Source organism: Streptomyces sp. NPDC029956 (assembly GCF_055574655.1).
On sequence record NZ_JBVHZJ010000006.1, the window covers coordinates 60779 to 79076 of the forward strand.

The window sequence follows — 18298 nt, forward strand, 5'->3', positions numbered from 1 at the left end:
CTCCCCCGTCTCCTCCTGGCCTGCCTCTGGTGTCTCCCCCCCCCCCCCCCTCCCCCCCCCCCCCCCCCCCCCCCCCCCCCCCCCACGGCCGGTCGGACCGGGCCGGTCAGACCAGCGCGCTGCCCGGGAGTTCGACCTTGGCGCCGAGCTCGACGAGCTTCTCCATGAAGTTCTCGTAGCCGCGGTTGATCAGCTCGATGCCGTGCACCCGGGAGGTGCCCTGGGCCGCGAGCGCCGCGATCAGGTACGAGAAGCCGCCGCGCAGGTCGGGGATGACCAGATCGGCGCCCTGGAGCTTCGTCGGGCCGGACACGACCGCCGAGTGCAGGAAGTTGCGCTGGCCGAAGCGGCAGTCGGAGCCGCCGAGGCACTCGCGGTACAGCTGGATGTGAGCGCCCATCTGGTTGAGCGCGGAGGTGAAGCCGAGCCGGGACTCGTACACCGTCTCGTGGACGATGGAGAGGCCGGAGGCCTGCGTCAGGGCCACGACCAGCGGCTGCTGCCAGTCCGTCTGGAAGCCGGGGTGCACGTCCGTCTCCAGGTGGATCGCGTTGAGCGAGCCGCCCGGGTGCCAGAAGCGGATGCCCTCGTCGTCGATCTCGAAGGCGCCACCCACCTTCCGGTAGGTGTTGAGGAAGGTCATCATCGAGCGCTGCTGGGCGCCGCGCACGTAGATGTTGCCCTCGGTCGCGAGCGCCGCGGACGCCCAGGAGGCCGCCTCCAGGCGGTCCGGGAGCGCCCGGTGGGTGTAGCCGTCGAGGCGGTCGACACCGGTGATCCGGATGGTCCGGTCGGTGTCCATGGAGATGATCGCGCCCATCTTCTGCAGCACGCAGATGAGGTCCTCGATCTCGGGCTCCACGGCGGCGTTCGACAGCTCGGTGACGCCCTCGGCGAGCACCGCCGTCAGCAGCACCTGCTCGGTCGAACCGACCGAGGGGTACGGCAGCCGGATCTTGCAACCGCGAAGACGCTGCGGGGCCTCCAGGTACTGCCCGTCGTCCCGCTTCTCGATGGTGGCGCCGAACTGGCGCAGCACGTCGAAGTGGAAGTCGATGGGCCGGCCGCCGATGTCGCAGCCGCCGAGGCCCGGGATGAAGGCGTGGCCGAGGCGGTGCAGCAGCGGGCCGCAGAAGAGGATCGGGATGCGGGACGATCCGGCGTGGGCATCGATGTCGGCGACGTTCGCCGACTCGACGTGCGTCGGGTCGAGGACGAGCTCGCCGGGCTCCTCGCCCGGACGGACCGTCACACCGTGCAGCTGGAGCAGCCCGCGGACCACCCGGACGTCACGGATGTCGGGCACATTGCGCAGGCGGCTGGGGCCGCTGCCGAGCAGCGCGGCGACCATCGCCTTGGGCACGAGGTTCTTCGCGCCGCGGACGCGGATCTCGCCCTCCAGCGGGGTTCCGCCATGGACGAGCAGTACATCGTGGCTGTCTGTGCCGGTCATGAATCTCGCGTTCCGGAGTGGGGTCGGTCGGGTGGCCAGTGAAAAGGGTAAGGGTCCATGAGACCTCTCCTGGGTGTCTCGGGGGGCCTGTCAGATGTAATGAATTCGGCACAACACCCTCTGTTCCCATGATCTTGCGGAGCGTCACCGTCCGCTTGTGTCGCCCGGGCGCCGCCGCGGGCCCGCCCCGTCCCCTCTGAACTGCGACGGTCGGCGAGTTCCGGACATCGCGCCCTTCCGTACCGTCCGAGACCGCCCGCGAACGCCGAAGATGCGGGATCATGTGTCGCATGACCGAGGTGTCCTCGCTCACAGGACGGCTGCTCGTCGCCACCCCCGCCCTCGCGGACCCGAATTTCGACCGCGCGGTCGTGCTGTTGCTCGACCACGACGACGAGGGCTCGCTCGGTGTCGTCCTCAACCGGCCGACACCGGTGACCGTCGGCGACATCCTCGCCCCCTGGGCGGGCCTCGCCGGCGAACCCGGGGTGGTCTTCCAGGGCGGCCCCGTCTCCCTCGACGCCGCGCTCGGCGTCGCCGTCATCCCCGGCGACGAGGGGCCGCTCGGCTGGCGCCGGGTGTACGGGGCGATCGGACTGGTCGACCTGGAGACCCCGCCCGAGCTGCTCGGACCGGCCCTCGGCTCGCTGCGGATCTTCGCCGGATACGCGGGCTGGGGCCCCGGCCAGCTGGAGACCGAGCTCGGCGACGGAGCCTGGTACGTGGTCGAGTCGGAGCCCGGTGACGTCTCCTCTCCGCAGCCGGAGACGCTCTGGCGGCAGGTCCTCCGGAGGCAGCGCGGCGAGCTCGCGATGATCGCGACGTACCCGGACGATCCCTCCCTCAACTGAAGGCCCCGGCTTTCAGTACCCTTGGCCCTTATGAGCACTCTCGAGCCCGAGCGCGGGGCAGGTACGGGAACCCTCGTCGAGCCGACGCCGCAGGTGTCCCACGGTGACGGCGACCACGAGCGCTACGCCCATTACGTCCAGAAGGACAAGATCATGGCGAGCGCCCTCGACGGCACGCCCGTCGTGGCGCTGTGCGGAAAGGTCTGGGTGCCGGGGCGCGACCCCAAGAAGTACCCGGTCTGTCCGATGTGCAAGGAGATCTACGAGTCCATGGGCGCCGGCGGTGGCGACAAGGACAAGGGCGGCAAGGACAAGTAGAGGTGTCCTGACGTCCGGGAATGTCGGGGGCGGCCCCCGTCGCGCGTACTTCGGTACGGGTGACGGGGGCCGTTTCGTGTTCCGGCGCCCGGAGCCGTTGCGCAGGATGCATCCGCCGGTCACGGAGTGGTTGAGGTGGTCGAGACCTCTTGTCGGCTCACCGGAGGCGCGCCTAACCTCACGCGTGTTGTGCAGAACGAAACGCGCATTGCGCATGTTGCAACGCACGCATCCGGAGGGGATCCGTCATGAAGCTTCCTGCCCTCCCCCGAGCTCTCGGCTTCGCTCGAGCAGGGGGGACCCCCATCACCGCCCGCGGCACCGCCGCGGCCGCCGCACTCCTGCTGGCCGGCCTCACCGCCACGGCCTGCGCGCCCCAGACGTCCGACGGCAAGGCCACGGCGGACGAGAAGACCGGCACCCTGCGGGTCTGGCTCTTCCAGGAGGTGAGCAACAAGCCCAAGGAGCAGGTCGTCACGCAGGCCGTCGCCGCCTTCGAGAAGAAGCACCAGGGCGCGAAGGTCGAGGTCGAGTACATACCCGTCGAGACCCGCGCCCAGCGCGTCAAGGCCGCCTTCAACGACCCCGGGTCGGCCCCCGACCTCATCGAGTACGGCAACACCGACACCGCCGGATACGTCAAGGACGGCGGACTCGCCGACATCAGCACCGAGTTCGGCGCCTGGGACGAGGCCAAGGACACCGACCCCACCGCCAGGCAGTCCGTCACCGTCGGCGGAAAGATCTACGGCGCCCCGCTGTTCGTCGGCCTCCGCGCCCTCTACTACCGCACCGACGTGTTCGAGGAACTCGGCCTCACCGCCCCCAAGAGCCAGGCCGAACTCGTCTCCACCGCCAAGAAGATCCGCAAGGCGAAGCCCGAGCTGTACGGCATCGCCGTCGGCGGCGCCTACACCTACGGCGCCATGCCCTTCGTCTGGGCGGCCGGCGGCGAACTCGCCACCGAGAACGGCGACTCGTACACGTCGGCCATCAACAGCGAGGCCGCCCGCAAGGGCATCAGCACCTACACCTCGCTCTTCGGCGACGACAACTGCCCCGCCGCCAAGTGCGCCCAGATGGGCGGCAACGCCACCGTCACCGCCTTCGCCTCCGGCAAGGCCGCCATGGCCATCGGCGGCGACTTCAGCCACGCCGCCGTCGAGGCCGGCACCGTGAAGGGCAAGTACGCCGTCGTCCCGCTGCCCGGCACCACCCCCGGCTCCATCGCCCCGGCCTTCGCCGGCGGCAACAACATCGGCGTCCTCAAGAGCACCTCCCACCGCAGCCTCGCCGTCGAGCTCCTCAAGTCCCTCACCGGCAAGGAGACCCAGGGCAGGCTCTTCGACGCGATGGGCTTCCTCCCCACGTACACCGACGTCCGGACCGCCGCCGCCCGACGGCAGCCCTTCGTGAAGCCCTTCATCGACACCCTCGGCGCCGGCACCAGGTTCGTCCCCGCGTCCCCGGGCTGGGGCCAGATCGACGCCTCCCTCGTCCTGCCCACGATGTTCCAGGAGGTCGTCAGCGGCCGTAAGGACGTCAAGGCGGCGGCCGACGACGCCGCGAAGAAGATGGACGCGGCCTTCGCGCCGGCGGGCTGAGCCGCATGACGACCCAGCTCACCGTCGCCGAGAAGCGGCCGGGGGCGACCACGCCCCCGCCCCCCCGGCCGGCCGGGCGCGGCGGCCCCAGGGGCCACCGCCCCTGGACCCCCTGGCTGTATCTGCTGCCCGCCCTCGCCGTCCTCGGCGGACTCCTCGTCTACCCCGTCTACCAGCTCGGCCTGATCTCCTTCCTGGAGTACACCCAGGCCCAGGTCAGCGGCGGCGAACCGACCTCCTTCAAGGGCTTCGGCAACTACACGACCCTCTTCGCCGACCCCCAGTTCTGGCAGGTCCTCCTCGCCACCGTCCTCTTCGCCGGCGCGTGCGTCGTCACCACGCTCGCCGTCGGCTGCGCCCTCGCCGTACTCCTCACGCGCGTGCGTGCCCTGCCGCGGTTCGTCCTGATGATGGCCGCGCTCGGCGCCTGGGCCACGCCCGCGATCACCGGCTCCACGGTCTGGGTCTTCCTCTTCGACCCCGACTTCGGCCCCGTCAACAAGCTGCTCGGGCTCGGCGACTTCTCCTGGACGTACGGGCGGTACAGCGCCTTCGCCCTCGTCCTCCTCGAAGTCGTCTGGTGCTCCTTCCCGTTCGTGATGGTCACCGTCTACGCCGGCATCAAAGCCATCCCGTCCGAGGTCCTGGAGGCCGCCGCCCTCGACGGCGCCTCGCAGTGGCGGATCTGGCGCTCGGTCATGGCACCGGTGCTCCGGCCGATCCTGGTCGTCGTCACGATCCAGTCGATCATCTGGGACTTCAAGGTCTTCACCCAGATCTACGTGATGACGAACGGCGGCGGCATCGCCGGCCAGAACCTCGTCCTCAACGTGTACGCCTACCAGAAGGCCTTCGCCTCGTCCCAGTACAGCCTGGGCTCGGCGATCGGCGTCGTCATGCTGCTGATCCTGCTGGCCGTGACCCTGGTCTACCTGCGCCTGCTGCGACGCCAGGGAGAAGAACTTTGAGCGCCCCGACCGCCTTCCGCATCCGCCGCCCCGGACGCCTGGCCGCCGAGGCCGTCACGCTGCTCGTCGCGGCCGCCGTCGCCTTCCCGCTGTACTGGATGGTCCTCTCGGCCTTCAAGCCCGCCGGTGAGATCCAGTCCACCGAGCCCCGGCCGTGGACGCTCTCCCCGTCCCTCGACTCGTTCCGGCGGGTCTTCGAACAGCAGGAGTTCGGCCGCTACTTCCTGAACTCGCTGATCGTGGCGGGCACGGTCGTCCTCGCCTCCGCCCTGATCGCCTTCCTCGCGGCGACGGCCGTCACCCGGTTCCGCTTCAGGTTCCGGACGACGCTCCTCATCATGTTCCTGGTCGCCCAGATGGTGCCGGTCGAGGCCCTCACCATCCCGTTGTTCTTCCTCATGCGGGACGCCGGCCAGCTCAACACCCTCGGCTCGCTGATCCTCCCGCACATCGCGTTCTCGCTGCCGTTCGCGATCTGGATGCTGCGGGGCTTCGTCAAGGCGGTTCCGGAGGCCCTGGAGGAGCAGGCCCAGATCGACGGGGCGAGCCGCACGCGGTTCCTGTGGCAGATCCTCTTCCCACTGGTCTTCCCCGGCCTCGTCGCCACCAGCGTCTTCTCGTTCATCTCCACCTGGAACGACTTCCTCTTCGCGAAGTCGTTCATCATCAGCGACACCTCGCAGTCGACCCTCCCCATGGCGCTGCTCGTCTTCTTCAAGCCCGACGAGAACGACTGGGGAGGCATCATGGCCGGCTCGACCGTGATGACCGTCCCCGTCCTCGTCTTCTTCGTACTCGTACAGCGCCGCCTGGTCTCGGGACTGGGCGGGGCGGTGAAGGACTGACGCGAATGACCACCGACCCGTACCCCGGCACGGACCTGATCCCGGCACCGCTCCTCCAGGAGGTCCGCGGGGACTCCCCGGGCCGCTTCCCGCTCGACGAGCGGACCACCCTCGACGCCGGACCCGGCACCGGGTCCACCGCCCGCTGGCTCCGCACCGTCCTCGGCGCCGCCACCGGCCTGCCGCTCGCCGACGGCCCCGGCCCGCACGCGGTCCGGCTGCGCGTCAGCGAGGACGTGGAGCGGGAGTACGGCCCCGAGGGCTACCGCCTCACCACGGAGGACCCCGACGCCGCCGTCGTCATCGAGGGCGGCGGCCCCGCCGGGGTGTTCTGGGGCGCCCAGACCCTCCGCCAGCTGCTCGGCCCCGAGGCGTACCGCAGGGCGCCCGTGGGCGGCGGCCCCCGGGACCTCCCGTACGTCACCGTCGAGGACCGGCCGCGCTTCGGCTGGCGCGGCATGATGCTCGACGTCTCCCGGCACTTCATGCCCAAGGACGACGTCCTGCGCTACCTCGACCTGCTCGCCGCCCACAAGCTCAACGTCTTCCACTTCCACCTCACCGACGACCAGGGCTGGCGCATCGAGATCAAGCGCCACCCCCGGCTCACCGAGGTCGGCTCCTGGCGGGCCCGCAGCAAGTGGGGCCACCGCGCCTCGCCGCTCTGGGACGACACCCCGCACGGCGGGTACTACACCCAGGACGACATCCGCGAGATCGTCGCGTACGCCGCCGAGCGGCACATCACCGTCGTCCCCGAGATCGACCTCCCCGGCCACTCGCAGGCCGCGATCTCCGCGTACCCCGAACTCGGCAACACCGACGTCGTCGACACCGCCGCCCTCACCGTCTGGGACACCTGGGGCGTCAACCCCAACGTCCTCGCCCCCACCGAGACCGTCCTGCGCTTCTACGAGGGCGTCTTCGAGGAGATCCTCGACCTCTTCCCGGCGGCCACGTCCCCCTTCGTCCACGTCGGCGGCGACGAGTGCCCCAAGGACCAGTGGAAGGCCTCCCCGGCCGCCCAGGCCCGCATCGAGGAGCTCGGCCTCGCCGACGAGGACGAGCTCCAGTCCTGGTTCATCCGCCACTTCGACCGCTGGCTCGCCGCCCGCGGCCGGCGGCTCATCGGCTGGGACGAGATCCTGGAGGGCGGCCTCGCCGACGGCGCCGCCGTGTCGTCCTGGCGGGGGTACGCGGGCGGGATCGCCGCCGCCGAGGCCGGCCACGACGTCGTCATGTGCCCCGAGCAGCAGGTGTACCTGGACCACCGTCAGGCACCGGGCGAGGACGAACCGATGCCCATCGGCTACGTCCGCACCCTGGAGGACGTCTACCGCTTCGAGCCCGTCCCGCCGGGCCTCTCACCGGAGGCCGCCGCCCACATCCTGGGAACCCAGGCCAACGTCTGGACCGAGGTGATGGAGAACCGGTCCCGCGTCGACTACCAGGTCTTCCCGCGCCTCGCCGCCTTCGCCGAGGTCGCCTGGTCCGCGCTGCCCGCACCGGAGGCGCGCGACTACCCGGCCTTCGAGCACCGGATGCACACCCACTACGGGCGTCTGGACGCCCTCGGCGTGGACTACCGCCCGCCCGCCGGGCCCCACCCCCGGCAGCAGCGCCCCGGGGTCCTGGGACGCCCACTGGAGGGGACGCCCCCGATCGTGTGAGGGACCCGACATCCCCCTTCACCCAAGAGCGGCGAAACGGAAGTTACCGTCACTCGACGGGGCGTCCCGGACGGAACAGTCCTTCGCGGGCCCTCGCGCCGGACCGCTCGGAAGATGTGCCAGAGTTGCCACGTCCGGCCTGTGAGCACGTACGGTACGCCCACACGCAGGCGCGACCGCCGGGCACATTCGGGGACCACCGGGACACCGGGAAGGGGCAGCGGGTTGACCACGCACGCACCACAGACGGCGCAGTCCGTGACGCTGCCCGCCTCGCTCGACGAGGCCGTGGCGGCGCTCACGGCCATGCCGGCCGCCGTCCCCGTCGCCGGTGGCACCGACCTGATGGCAGCCGTCAACAAGGGGCAGCTCCGCCCCGCCGGACTGGTCGGCCTGAGCCGCATCAACGAGATCCGCGGCTGGCAGTACCAGGACGGCCACGCACTGCTCGGCGCGGGCCTCACCCACGCGCGCATGGGCCGCCCCGACTTCGCCGCCCTCATCCCCGCCCTGGCCGCCGCCTCCCGCGCCGCCGGACCGCCCCAGATCCGCAACGCGGGCACCCTCGGCGGCAACGTCGTCACCGCCGCGCCCACCGGCGACTCGCTGCCCGTCCTCGCCGCCCTTGAGGCCGACCTGGTCGTCCTCGGGCCGCTCGGCAGCCGCGAGATCCCCGTCTCCCACCTGTTGGCCGGCCGCGACCTGCTGGCCCCCGGCGAACTCGTCGCCTTCGTCCGCGTCCCCCTGCTCCACGCCCCCCAGGTCTTCGTCAAGGCCACCGGCCGGACCGGCCCGGCCCGTGCCACCGCCTCCGTCGCCGTCGTCCTCGACCCGGCCCGGCGCGGCGTGCGCTGCGCGGTCGGCGCCGTCGCGCCGATGCCGCTGCGGCCGCTGGAGGCCGAGCGCTGGATCGCCTCGCTGGTCGACTGGGACAACGACCGGGGGCTCGCCCCCGAGGCGCTCGCGGCGTTCGGCGAGTACGTCGCCGCCGCGTGCATCCCGGACCCGCCGGGCGACGAAGTGTTGCCCCCGGCCGTACTGCACCTGCGGCGCACCGTCGCCGCACTCGCCCGACGGGCACTGGGGAGGGCACTGTCGTGAGCAACGAACAGCAGCGTGAGCAGCAGCATTCCGGCGGCTGGGAGCCGATCCCGCAGAGCGAGGGGTACGACGGGGACGCCACCGCGTTCGTCCAGCTGCCGCCCGACTTCATGCTGGACGGCGTCCCCCTGGAGGCGCCCGGCCACGGCTACGTGCCGCCGATGATCACCCCGCTGCAGCCCCTCACCCCTGCCGTGACCGACCCGTCGGCGACGGGCACGTGGAACGTCCACCTGCCGACGCAGGCGGAGCAGACGCAGTACTTCGACGGCACGGAGTACGCGGAGCAGGGCGGCTACGGCGAACGGGCCGGCCAGGGCGGTTACGCCGACGGCCGGGGCGGGTACGGCGACCAGGCCGGTCAGGGCGGCTACGCCGACGACCGTGCCGGGCACGCGGAGTACGCCGAGCACTTCGAGCAGGACCCGCACGCGACGTCCGAGTGGCGCTTCACGGAGGTGCCGGAGACGGCGCCGCCCGCCGCCTCCGGCAGCACGGGGCAGTGGGATATTCCGGTCGTACCGGACATGTCCGAGGTGGCCGAAGAGGCGGGCCGGTCCGCGGAGTCGGGCGACTTCGCCGCCTCGGCCGTCAGGCCGTACGCGGAGGCCCCGGCGACCCTGCCGGGCGGCGCCCCGGCCCCGTGGGCGCTGCCCGAGGAGCCGGCGACCGAACCGGCCGCGGAGGCCGTGGCGCACACCGCCGAGACCGACGGCGCAGCGGCCGAGGAGCCGGGCGAGGGCGCGGAGCCCCCGTCGGCCGAGGCCGAGGCGCGGGAGACGGACGGCGAGCCGGACACGGCCGACCCGTCCGGCCGGACGCCGGAGGCGGACGCCGCCCCCGAGTCCGCCGCGGCGATCCCCGCCCCCACCGCACCCGCCACGTCCGGCGCGAGCCTCGCCGCCTCCACCGACAGCGACGAACACCCCCACACCTCGTACACCCTCCGGGTCAACGGCGCCGACCGGCCCGTCACCGGCTCCTGGATCGGCGAGTCGCTGCTCTACGTCCTGCGCGAGCGCCTCGGCCTCGCCGGGGCGAAGGACGGCTGCTCGCAGGGCGAGTGCGGCGCGTGCAACGTGCAGGTCGACGGCCGGCTCGTCGCCTCCTGCCTGGTCCCCGCGGCGACCGCCGCCGGCAGCGAGGTGCGGACGGTCGAGGGCCTCGCGGTCGACGGGGAGCCGTCGGACGTGCAGCGGGCCATGGCCGCGTGCGGCACCGTCCAGTGCGGCTTCTGCATCCCCGGCATGTGCATGACCGTGCATGACCTCCTCGAGGGCAACCACGCCCCCACCGAACTCGAGACCCGCCAGGCGCTCGCGGGCAACCTGTGCCGCTGCTCCGGCTACCGGGGCATCCTCGAAGCCGTACGGGACGTCGTGTCCGAGCGCGAGGCGAGCGCCGCGGCCACCGCGTCCGAGGCCTCCGACGAGACCCGGGTCCCGCACCAGATCCCCCACCCGCACGACGGAGGCATGGCGTGAGCGACGCGATCACCGCCGTTCCCACGATCCCGGTCCTGGACACCCCCGGGACCCTGGGCCAGGAGCCGGCCGCGCACGGCCTCGGCACCTCGCTTCCGCAGGCCGAGGCGAGGGCGAAGACCGAGGGCACCTTCCCGTACGCCTCCGACCTGTGGGCCGAGGGGCTGCTCTGGGCCGCGATCCTGCGCTCCCCGCACCCGCACGCGCGCATCGTCTCCGTCGACACGAGCGCCGCCACCGCCATGGCGGGCGTACGGGCCGTGGTGACGGCCGCGGACGTGCCGGGCGCGGCGACGTACGGCCGACGGGTCGCCGACCGGCCCGTGTTCGCCGCCGACCTGGTCCGGCACCACGGCGAGGCGATCGCCGCCGTCGCCGCCGACCACCCCGACACCGCCCGGCTCGCGGCCGCCGCGATCGCCGTCGAGTACGAGGTCCTCGACCCGGTGACGGACCCGGAGAAGGCGTTCGCGGCCGAGGCGCTGCACCCCGACGGGAACCTGATCCGGCACATCCCGCTGCGCTTCGGCGACCCGGACGTGACGGGCGAGGTCGTCGTCGAGGGCCTGTACCGGATCGGGCGCCAGGACCCGGCGCCGATCGGCGCCGAGGCGGGCCTCGCCGTACCGCGTCCGGACGGCGGGGTCGAGCTCTACACCGCCTCGACCGACCCCCACACCGACCGGGACCTGGCCGCCGCCTGCTTCGGCCTTCCGCCCGAGCAGGTCAAGCTGGTGGTGACCGGCGTCCCCGGCGCCACCGGCGACCGCGAGGACCCGGGCTTCCAGATCCCGCTCGGCCTGCTGGCGCTGCGCACCGGCTGCCCGGTCAAGCTCACCGCCACGCGCGAGGAGTCCTTCCTCGGCCACGCCCACCGGCACCCCACCCTGCTGCGCTACCGCCACCACGCGGACGCGGAGGGACGCCTGGTGAAGGTGGAGGCCCAGATCCTGCTCGACGCGGGCGCGTACGCCGACTCCTCGTCCGAGTCCCTCGCGGCGGCCGTGGCCTTCGCCTGCGGCCCGTACGTCGTCCCGCACGCCTTCGTCGAGGGCTGGGCGGTCCGTACGAACAACCCGCCGTCCGGCCATGTGCGGGGCGAGGGCGCGATGCAGGTGTGCGCGGCGTACGAGGCGCAGATGGACAAGATCGCGGCGAAGCTGGGCGTGGACCCGGCGGAACTGCGCATGCGGAACGTGATGTCGACCGGCGACATCCTGCCGACGGGCCAGACGGTGACCTGCCCGGCCCCGGTGGCCGAACTCCTCGCCGCCGTACGCGACTTCCCGCTTCCCCAGCTCCCCAAGGACACCCCCGAGGGCGAGTGGCTGCTGCCCGGCGGCCCCGAGGGCGCGGGCGAACCGGGCGCGGTGCGACGGGGCGTGGGCTACGCGCTGGGCATGGTGCACATGCTGGGCGCGGAGGGGACCGACGAGGTCTCGACGGCGACCGTGCGGGTCCAGGACGGGGTGGCGACCGTCATCTGCTCGGCCGTGGACACCGGTTCGGGCTTCTCGACGCTCGCCCGCCAGATCGTGCAGGACACGCTCGGCATCGACGAGGTCCACGTGGCTCCGGTGGACACCGACCAGCCGCCGGCGGGACCCGCGGCCCACGGCCGCCACACCTGGGTCTCCGGCGGGGCCGTGGAGCGGGCCGCGAAGATGGTCCGCACCCAGCTTCTCCAGCCGTTGGCCCACCAGTTCGGCATGTCGACGGAGCTCCTCCAGATCACCGACGGCAAGATCACCTCGTACGACGGGGTGCTGTCGACGACCGTCACGGAGGCGATGGACGGCAAGGAACTCTGGGCCACCGCCCAGTGCCGCCCGCACCCGACGGAGCCGCTCGACGAGGCGGGCCAGGGCGACGCGTTCGTCGGCCTCGCGTTCTGCGCGATCCGCGCGGTGGTCGACGTGGACATCGAACTCGGCGCCGTACGCGTCGTGGAGATGGCCGTCGCCCAGGACGTCGGCCGCATCCTCAACCCGGCCCAGCTCGCGACCCGCATCGAGGCGGGCGTCACGCAGGGCGTCGGCGCGGCCCTCACGGAGAACCTCCGCACCGCCCGGGGCATCGTCAGGCACCCGGACTTCACCGGGTACGCACTCCCGACATCCCTGGACGCCCCGGACATTCGCATCGTGAAACTCGTCGAAGAGCGGGACGTCGTCGCGCCGTTCGGTGCGAAGGCGGCGAGCGCGATCCCGGTCGTCACCTCACCCGCCGCAGTGGCCTCAGCGGTGCGCGCGGCGACGGGCCGCCCGGTCAACCGCCTCCCGATCCGCCCCCAGGCAGCGGTGGCCGTGCCCAATTCGTAACTCTGTGATGTCCGTTGCTTGTGCAACCCGGAGGTGCGCGGTGTCGTCCTTCCTGGCTACAGTGAACTTCTGGACTTTGTAGGGCACGCAGGGTTGTCCAACGGGGGAGGAGCGCGGGCATGGAAGCCTACGCGGACGGGGGCGGGTACGGAATGCAGGCGATGAGCGCCGATGCGGTGCGCTACAACACCGAGACGATGACCGAGTTCAAGGCGAGCATCGACGGTCTGATCGACACGCTCACCTCCTCGGCAGCCGACAAGGGCAAGTTGAACGCCGAGCCGATGGTGCGCGCCCAGTTCGGCGGAGGCGGCGCGTCCTGGAGCGAGGCGCACGGCGTCCACACGTCGTACACGACCGTCCTCAAGCAGCTGACGGACCTCTCCGGCCTGTTGCAGGACTGCCTGGAGGGCCTCGGTATCGCGGTCGTCGCGTCCAAGGACGGCTTCGAGCAGATGGACGACGACATCAAGCAGAAGATGATCCGCATCCATCAGCGGACCGAGGACGCCAAGGCGACGGCCGACCGTGAAGCAGGTCGTGTTCCGGAAGGCCAGGGCAGCCAGGGCACCGAGAGCGACAGCCCCTTCAAGTAGGGCGGCGCGGACAGATCACAGGGGACACGGGGAAGAGGCGAAAGATGAGTCGTGCACACGAAGGCGGAGGCGGCGGAGGCGGCACCACCGACTTCCAGTCCATGACGCACCAGCAGATGCTGGACTGGCTGGACGAAGCCAGCGAGCCGGGTGTGAGGCTCGCGGGCGACCGCTTGAAGGAAGCGGCCGAGCAGCTGCACAAGATCGCCGACCAGCTCAAGAACCGGACCGGCCGGGTCGACTGGAAGGGCGAGGCGGAGAAGGCGTTCACCGAATGGGCTGAGAGCGTGGTGAGCTCGACGCGCTCGCTCGGCGACTACAGCTCCCACTCGGCCGAGTGGATGCACCGCACGGCACAGGCCATCGCCAGCGCCAAGAGCGCCACGCCGCGCTACACCTCCCACGAGTCGGCCAAGGCGAACCTGGAAGCGGCACAGAAGTACCGCAACGACCCCGACTCGGCGACGGTCGCCCGGAACGCCCAGAGCTCGATGTCCGCCAGCGAGGACCTCCAGGCCATTCTGGACAAGGAGAGGGCGAACAAGCAGGCGGCGGCGGACGAGATGAAGAAGCTCTCGTCCACGTACCAGTGGTCGAGCTTCCAGATGACGAACGTCCAACCGCCGACGTTCCCGCCGCCGCCGGGGGAGTTCGTGCCGGCGCAGGACGATGTCCGGCGTGGCGAGACCGGCGTCGGATCGTCCCCGCAGAGCGACCGCTCCACCGCGACGAACACCGGAACGACGCACATCGCGCGTCCGCAGCAGCAGGACACCCGGACCGGCACCCCCGACACGAACGTCGTCCAGCCCACTGACGACCCGACCAGGCCCACGCAGCCCCCGCACGTCACGCGCCCCGACGTCCGACCCGACGTGCCCGTGGACCTCGGCATCGACAGCGTCGACACCAAGACGCCGCCGACCACACTGCCGGGACCCACGACGCAGACCCCGGGCACGCCGCCCCCGATCACGAAGCCGGACGGCAGCGCGCCTCCGTTCGTGCCCACGACCGGCCTGCCCCCGGTCACGTCGAAGGGCGGCCCGGGAACGCTGCCTCCCACCGGTCCCGTCACCGGCGGCACGCGCAACCCGATGACCAGCACCGGCCCGCGCGGACTGCCGACCGGCCCCGGGCCCATGGGCGGTACCCGCGAGGGCATCAGCGGCGGCAAGGCCGTGCCCCACACCAACGGACGTCCCCAGACCGGACTCCCGCGCAGCACCGTCATCGGCACCGAGCCCGGCGGCCGCAACGGCACGGGCATGGGCCGCGCGCCCATGGGCGGCGGCATGGGCGGCCCGATGGGCGGCGGCATGGGTGCCGGTCAGAACGGCATCACCGGCGGACGCCGTCTCGCCGGCGAGACCGGCGGAACCGTCGGCGGCAAGGCGCAGCGCGCCAGTGCCACCGGCGGCGGCGCGCGTCCCTTCACGCCCGGCGGCTCCGGCCTCGTGCGCGGAGGCTCCACGCAGAAGCCCGGCGACCGCGAGGAGACGAACGGAGAGCGTCCCGACTACCTGGTCGAGGACGAAGAGACCTGGCAGCAGGGGCGCCGCGTGGCGCCGCCCGTCATCGACTGATCAGCGCGAGGAAGCAGATGCGTACCAGCAGTATTCGTCGGAGCCGTGCCCGAGCCACCGCCTCGGCCGCCTTGGGGATGCTGCTGGTGGGCATCGCTTCCGTTCCCGCTCACGCGGCGGGTGTCAGGGACCGGCAGTGGCACCTGGACGCCTTCGGCGCCGAAGAGATCTGGCAGGTCAGCACCGGTAAGGGCATCACGGTCGCCGTGATCGACAGCGGTGTGGAGCAAGGGAACCCCGACCTGAAGGGCCAGATCCTCAAGGGCAAGGACTTCGCCCCGGACGAGGAGGGCGACGAGTTCACCGACTACACCGGACACGGCACGGGCATGGCCGCTCTCATCGCGGGCACAGGGGCCTCGAGCGGAGCCTTCGGCCTGGCCCCCGGTGCCAAGATCCTTCCGGTGCGCGTTCCCCGACTTGGCGCCGGGGACGGCACCATGGCGCAGAGCGAGAAGGACTTCAACCGCGACGTTCCCCCGGCGATCAGGTACGCGGCTGATGCCGGTGCCAAGGTCATCAACGTCTCTCTCGGCACGACGGCGGGTTCGCAGGCACTCACCGACTCGGTGAAGCACGCCCTGGACAAGGGAGCGCTGGTCTTCGCCTCGGTCGGCAACACCGGCGACAAGGCCAACAAGCTGGAGTACCCGGGGGCGACCCCCGGTGTCGTCGGGGTCGGCGCCGTGGACAAGAAGGCGACCCGCATCCCGATGTCCCAGTACGGCTCCCAGGTCGACATCGTGGCCCCCGGCAAGGACATGGTCGCGGCCTGCAGCGGTGGCCGGGTCTGCACGACGACCGGTACCAGTGACTCCACCGCCCTCGCCTCCGCGGCCGCCGCGCTGATCTGGTCGAAGCACCCCGACTGGACCAACAACCAGGTCCTGAAGGTCATGCTCAACACCATCGCCAAGCCCTCCGGGGGCGAGGCGCGCAGCGACTTCATCGGCTACGGCGCCGTCCGGCCGCTGCGGGCGCTGAAGACCCCCGGCGATCCCGGTCCGGCCGACGTCCGGCCCATCAAGGACCTTGAGGAGACCTTGACGGCCACGCCCTCCGCGTCGGCGTCCGCCTCGGCGGACTCGACGACTTCCGCACCCTCCACCCCCGCGCCCGCGCCCGCCCCGGGGACCCAGGCGTCGAGCGACGACGGCGGCGACACCGGCCTCTGGATCGGCCTCGGGATCGGCGCGGTCGTGTTGATCGGTGCCGCGATCGCCGTGCCCGTACTCCGTTCGCGGCGCGGCTGAACCGACCCGTACGGGAAGGGCCGAGAGGCGGTCCGCACCGGCCACCACGGCGGCGCGGCCGCCGTGGTCGCTCTCCCCTCCAGCGGCTGCCGCCGGTGAAGGAGCGGTCGTGACGAGGGTGAGGGCGTCGGCTCAGGTGCCGAAGACCGGCATGGCCGCGATCATTCCCCCACGGGCGACGAAGACGCGGTGGGCGTCACTCACGAGCTGGTAGGGGCCCTGGCGCTCCATCTGCAAGGTGAACAGATGGTCGCCGGTGGTCTTGTTGACCACCGTGACGGTGCTGTCGTCCGCCTCCGGGAGCCAGACGGTCACCCCTTCCACGGCGGGCGCGGTGATGGTGGTGCCCTGGTGGTCCATGATCTGGGTCCAATCGGGGCTCGCGACCGGGTAGCCGGGCACGGCACGGAGAAGGCGGGCGTTGTACCCGTTGACCGCGATGACGGAATCGCCGTCGGCGGTCGGATTGCCCCAGCCCACCTCCCGCCCGCTGATGCCGGAAGCCTCCTCCTTCCAGAGGAAGTCGCCGCCGTCGAGGCGCCTGGCCATCAGGTTGGGGCCGCCGAGGTACACGGTGTCGCCGCTGATCGAGGGGGCCTGGCCGTGGGTGCCCTGGCCTTTGAGCTGCCAGGCCGTCTCGCCGGTGGCGGTGTCGAGGACGGCGACGTGTCCGTCCCTGCCGTGGATCACGAGCCGCTTCCTGCCGACGGCCGCCTTCGCGGGACCGGAGGCGGACCGGGGGGACGTCATGGGGCGTGTCCAGGTCGTGGCGAGCGTCCAGGCGTCGACGGCGCAGAGCTCGTTGTCCTTCGTCACCAGATAGACGTGGGTGTCGTCGGCGGCGAGGACGGCTTCGACGTCGGACCGGGTCTCCCAGACGTGGCTGCCGGTGGAGGCGACGAAGGCGTGCAGGACGCCGTTCCCGTCGGCGCCGACGACGAGCCGGTCGGCGACGGAGACATGACCGGCGTCCGCGTCGATCTCCTCGGCCCGCCACCGCTCTTTCCCGTCCGTGACGGAGAGGGCGAGCAGCCCGCCCGTCTTCGCGTGCATCAGCACCACGTCCCTCACCGGGAGCAGCGTCCTGCCCTCGGGGGCGGCGACGTCGAGAGGGCCCCACAGCGTCTTCGGGGCCTTGCCCTGCGTGCTGTCGATGATCGAGATGAAAGCGGCCTCGGGAGCCGCCGCGGCCGGGGGCACGTCAGCGGTCGGGGACTTCACTCCGTCCCGGCTCAGCCACCAGGCCCCCGCTCCGCCGCCCGCACCCAGCACAGCCACGCCCGCCACCGCAGCGGTGAGGAAGCGGCGCCGGGACGGTGCGGCGGGTACGGCGGTGTCCGCGGGTGCCGTGAGGCGCCTCGTGGCCGTCTCCCGCCGTTTGATGTCGTCGGCGAGCGGACCCTTGCGCCAGGCGCGGTCGGCGCCCTTCGGCGGGGCGAAGGCCTCCGCGACCTGCGGGGGCGCGGGGCGGTACGCCGGGTCCTTCGCCAGGCACGGGCCGATCAGGTCCTGAAGCTCCGGCGGGACCAGGCTCAGGTCCGGTGCCCCGTGCACGACCTCGTACTGGACGGCCGGCACGTGAGCGCCGTCGAAGGCGCGACGACCGCTCGCCGCGTAGGCGAGCACCGCGCCGAGGGAGAAGACGTCCGAGGCCGGGCCGACCCGCTGGCCGAGGACCTGCTCCGGAGCCCCGTACCCCGGGGTGACCGGGATCTGGCCCGTCGTCGTCAGGGTGAGGCCGTGCTCGGGGCGGGCGATGCCGAAGTCGATGATCCGCGGGCCGGTCGAGGTGAGCACGATGTTCGCGGGCTTCAGGTCGCGGTGGACGAGGCCGGCCGCGTGGATGTCGTGCAGGGTGCGGGCGAGCTGGGCGGCGAGGGCGCGGACCGCCGGCACGTCCATGGGGCCGTACGCCCGGACCGCCTCGTCGAGCGTCGGCCCGGCGAGGAACTCCGCGGCGATCCACGGCCGTCCGCTTTCGGTCTGCGCCCCGAGGACCCGGGCCACGCCCTTGCTGGTGACCGCCCGCGCCATGTCGGCCTCGCGGACGAAGCGCTGGGCCAGGTGCTGGTCGTGGGCGAGTTCGGGGCGGAGGACCTTGACGGCGGCGGGCGTTCCGTCGCCGTCCCGGCCGACGTACACCTTGCCCATGCCGCCCTCGCCGAGGACACCGAGGAGGCGGTACGGGCCGAGCCGGAGCGGGTCACCGGTGGCGAGGGGCTGAGTGGTCACGTGAGCTTCCAGATCG

General features: G+C 72.2%; 14 protein-coding genes. 12 read left to right on the top strand and 2 right to left on the bottom strand.

The genetic code is table 11. The annotated features are described in order from the left end of the window. Positions 1–106: 106 nt before the first annotated feature. The gene (gene murA / locus ACZ4XX_RS06435) at positions 107–1453 is read right to left on the bottom strand and encodes a UDP-N-acetylglucosamine 1-carboxyvinyltransferase (protein WP_073913346.1); all 1347 of its coding nucleotides are present in this window, start codon (positions 1451–1453) and stop codon (positions 107–109) included. A gap of 290 nt (positions 1454–1743) precedes the next feature. Between murA and ACZ4XX_RS06440 the strand changes: the two genes are divergently transcribed. The 12 genes from ACZ4XX_RS06440 (at position 1744) to mycP (ending at position 16050) form a co-directional block, all read left to right on the top strand. Further along, positions 1744–2304 carry a YqgE/AlgH family protein gene (locus ACZ4XX_RS06440; RefSeq protein ID WP_030324470.1) on the top strand — a complete coding sequence of 187 codons (561 nt, stop codon included), beginning with the start codon at positions 1744–1746 and terminating at the stop codon, positions 2302–2304. 30 nt (positions 2305–2334) lie between these two features. After that, positions 2335–2622, top strand: coding sequence for a DUF3039 domain-containing protein (locus ACZ4XX_RS06445; protein WP_024761666.1), 288 nt, complete (start codon positions 2335–2337; stop codon positions 2620–2622). Between the two features lie 248 nt (positions 2623–2870). Continuing rightward, entirely contained in the window at positions 2871–4226 is a 1356-nt protein-coding gene (locus ACZ4XX_RS06450; protein WP_468506818.1) for an extracellular solute-binding protein, read from the top strand. 5 nt (positions 4227–4231) lie between these two features. Then, positions 4232–5194 carry a carbohydrate ABC transporter permease gene (locus ACZ4XX_RS06455; RefSeq protein WP_468506819.1) on the top strand — a complete coding sequence of 321 codons (963 nt, stop codon included), beginning with the start codon at positions 4232–4234 and terminating at the stop codon, positions 5192–5194. Then, on the top strand, positions 5191–6039 hold the full coding sequence (locus tag ACZ4XX_RS06460; protein WP_468506820.1) for a carbohydrate ABC transporter permease: 849 nt from the start codon (positions 5191–5193) through the stop codon (positions 6037–6039). Before ACZ4XX_RS06455 ends, ACZ4XX_RS06460 begins: the two co-directional genes overlap by 4 nt. A 5-nt stretch (positions 6040–6044) precedes the next feature. Next, on the top strand, positions 6045–7709 hold the full coding sequence (locus tag ACZ4XX_RS06465; protein WP_468506821.1) for a beta-N-acetylhexosaminidase: 1665 nt from the start codon (positions 6045–6047) through the stop codon (positions 7707–7709). 225 nt (positions 7710–7934) lie between these two features. Beyond that, complete coding sequence (locus ACZ4XX_RS06470; protein ID WP_030324484.1) at positions 7935–8810, top strand: FAD binding domain-containing protein; 876 nt, start codon at positions 7935–7937, stop codon at positions 8808–8810. Further along, positions 8807–10294, top strand: a complete 1488-nt coding sequence (locus tag ACZ4XX_RS06475) for a (2Fe-2S)-binding protein (protein WP_468506822.1) — start codon at positions 8807–8809, stop codon at positions 10292–10294. The genes ACZ4XX_RS06470 and ACZ4XX_RS06475 overlap by 4 nt, the downstream gene beginning before the upstream one ends. After that, positions 10291–12615, top strand: coding sequence for a xanthine dehydrogenase family protein molybdopterin-binding subunit (locus ACZ4XX_RS06480; RefSeq protein WP_468506823.1), 2325 nt, complete (start codon positions 10291–10293; stop codon positions 12613–12615). Before ACZ4XX_RS06475 ends, ACZ4XX_RS06480 begins: the two co-directional genes overlap by 4 nt. A 119-nt stretch (positions 12616–12734) precedes the next feature. Continuing rightward, positions 12735–13211 carry a hypothetical protein gene (locus ACZ4XX_RS06485; protein ID WP_468506824.1) on the top strand — a complete coding sequence of 159 codons (477 nt, stop codon included), beginning with the start codon at positions 12735–12737 and terminating at the stop codon, positions 13209–13211. Positions 13212–13255: 44 nt separating this feature from the next. After that, positions 13256–14797, top strand: coding sequence for a hypothetical protein (locus tag ACZ4XX_RS06490; RefSeq protein ID WP_468506825.1), 1542 nt, complete (start codon positions 13256–13258; stop codon positions 14795–14797). 17 nt (positions 14798–14814) lie between these two features. Then, positions 14815–16050 carry a type VII secretion-associated serine protease mycosin gene (gene mycP, locus ACZ4XX_RS06495; RefSeq protein WP_468506826.1) on the top strand — a complete coding sequence of 412 codons (1236 nt, stop codon included), beginning with the start codon at positions 14815–14817 and terminating at the stop codon, positions 16048–16050. A 132-nt stretch (positions 16051–16182) separates the two neighbouring features. On the opposite strand, the gene ACZ4XX_RS06500 is transcribed toward mycP, so the two are convergent. After that, on the bottom strand, positions 16183–18282 hold the full coding sequence (locus ACZ4XX_RS06500) for a serine/threonine-protein kinase (RefSeq protein WP_468506827.1): 2100 nt from the start codon (positions 18280–18282) through the stop codon (positions 16183–16185). Between the last annotated feature and the right edge of the window lie 16 nt (positions 18283–18298).

Excerpts from the sequence above, each read along its gene's own strand:
- ACZ4XX_RS06465 (WP_468506821.1), top strand. The coding sequence starts at position 6,045 with ATGACCACCGACCCGTACCCCGGCACGGACCTGATCCCGGCACCGCTC.
- ACZ4XX_RS06450 (WP_468506818.1), top strand. The coding sequence starts at position 2,871 with ATGAAGCTTCCTGCCCTCCCCCGAGCTCTCGGCTTCGCTCGAGCAGGG.
- ACZ4XX_RS06490 (WP_468506825.1), top strand. The coding sequence starts at position 13,256 with ATGAGTCGTGCACACGAAGGCGGAGGCGGCGGAGGCGGCACCACCGAC.
- ACZ4XX_RS06485 (WP_468506824.1), top strand. The coding sequence starts at position 12,735 with ATGGAAGCCTACGCGGACGGGGGCGGGTACGGAATGCAGGCGATGAGC.
- ACZ4XX_RS06440 (WP_030324470.1), top strand. The coding sequence starts at position 1,744 with ATGACCGAGGTGTCCTCGCTCACAGGACGGCTGCTCGTCGCCACCCCC.
- murA (WP_073913346.1), bottom strand. The coding sequence starts at position 1,453 with ATGACCGGCACAGACAGCCACGATGTACTGCTCGTCCATGGCGGAACC.
- ACZ4XX_RS06455 (WP_468506819.1), top strand. The coding sequence starts at position 4,232 with ATGACGACCCAGCTCACCGTCGCCGAGAAGCGGCCGGGGGCGACCACG.
- mycP (WP_468506826.1), top strand. The coding sequence starts at position 14,815 with ATGCGTACCAGCAGTATTCGTCGGAGCCGTGCCCGAGCCACCGCCTCG.
- ACZ4XX_RS06445 (WP_024761666.1), top strand. The coding sequence starts at position 2,335 with ATGAGCACTCTCGAGCCCGAGCGCGGGGCAGGTACGGGAACCCTCGTC.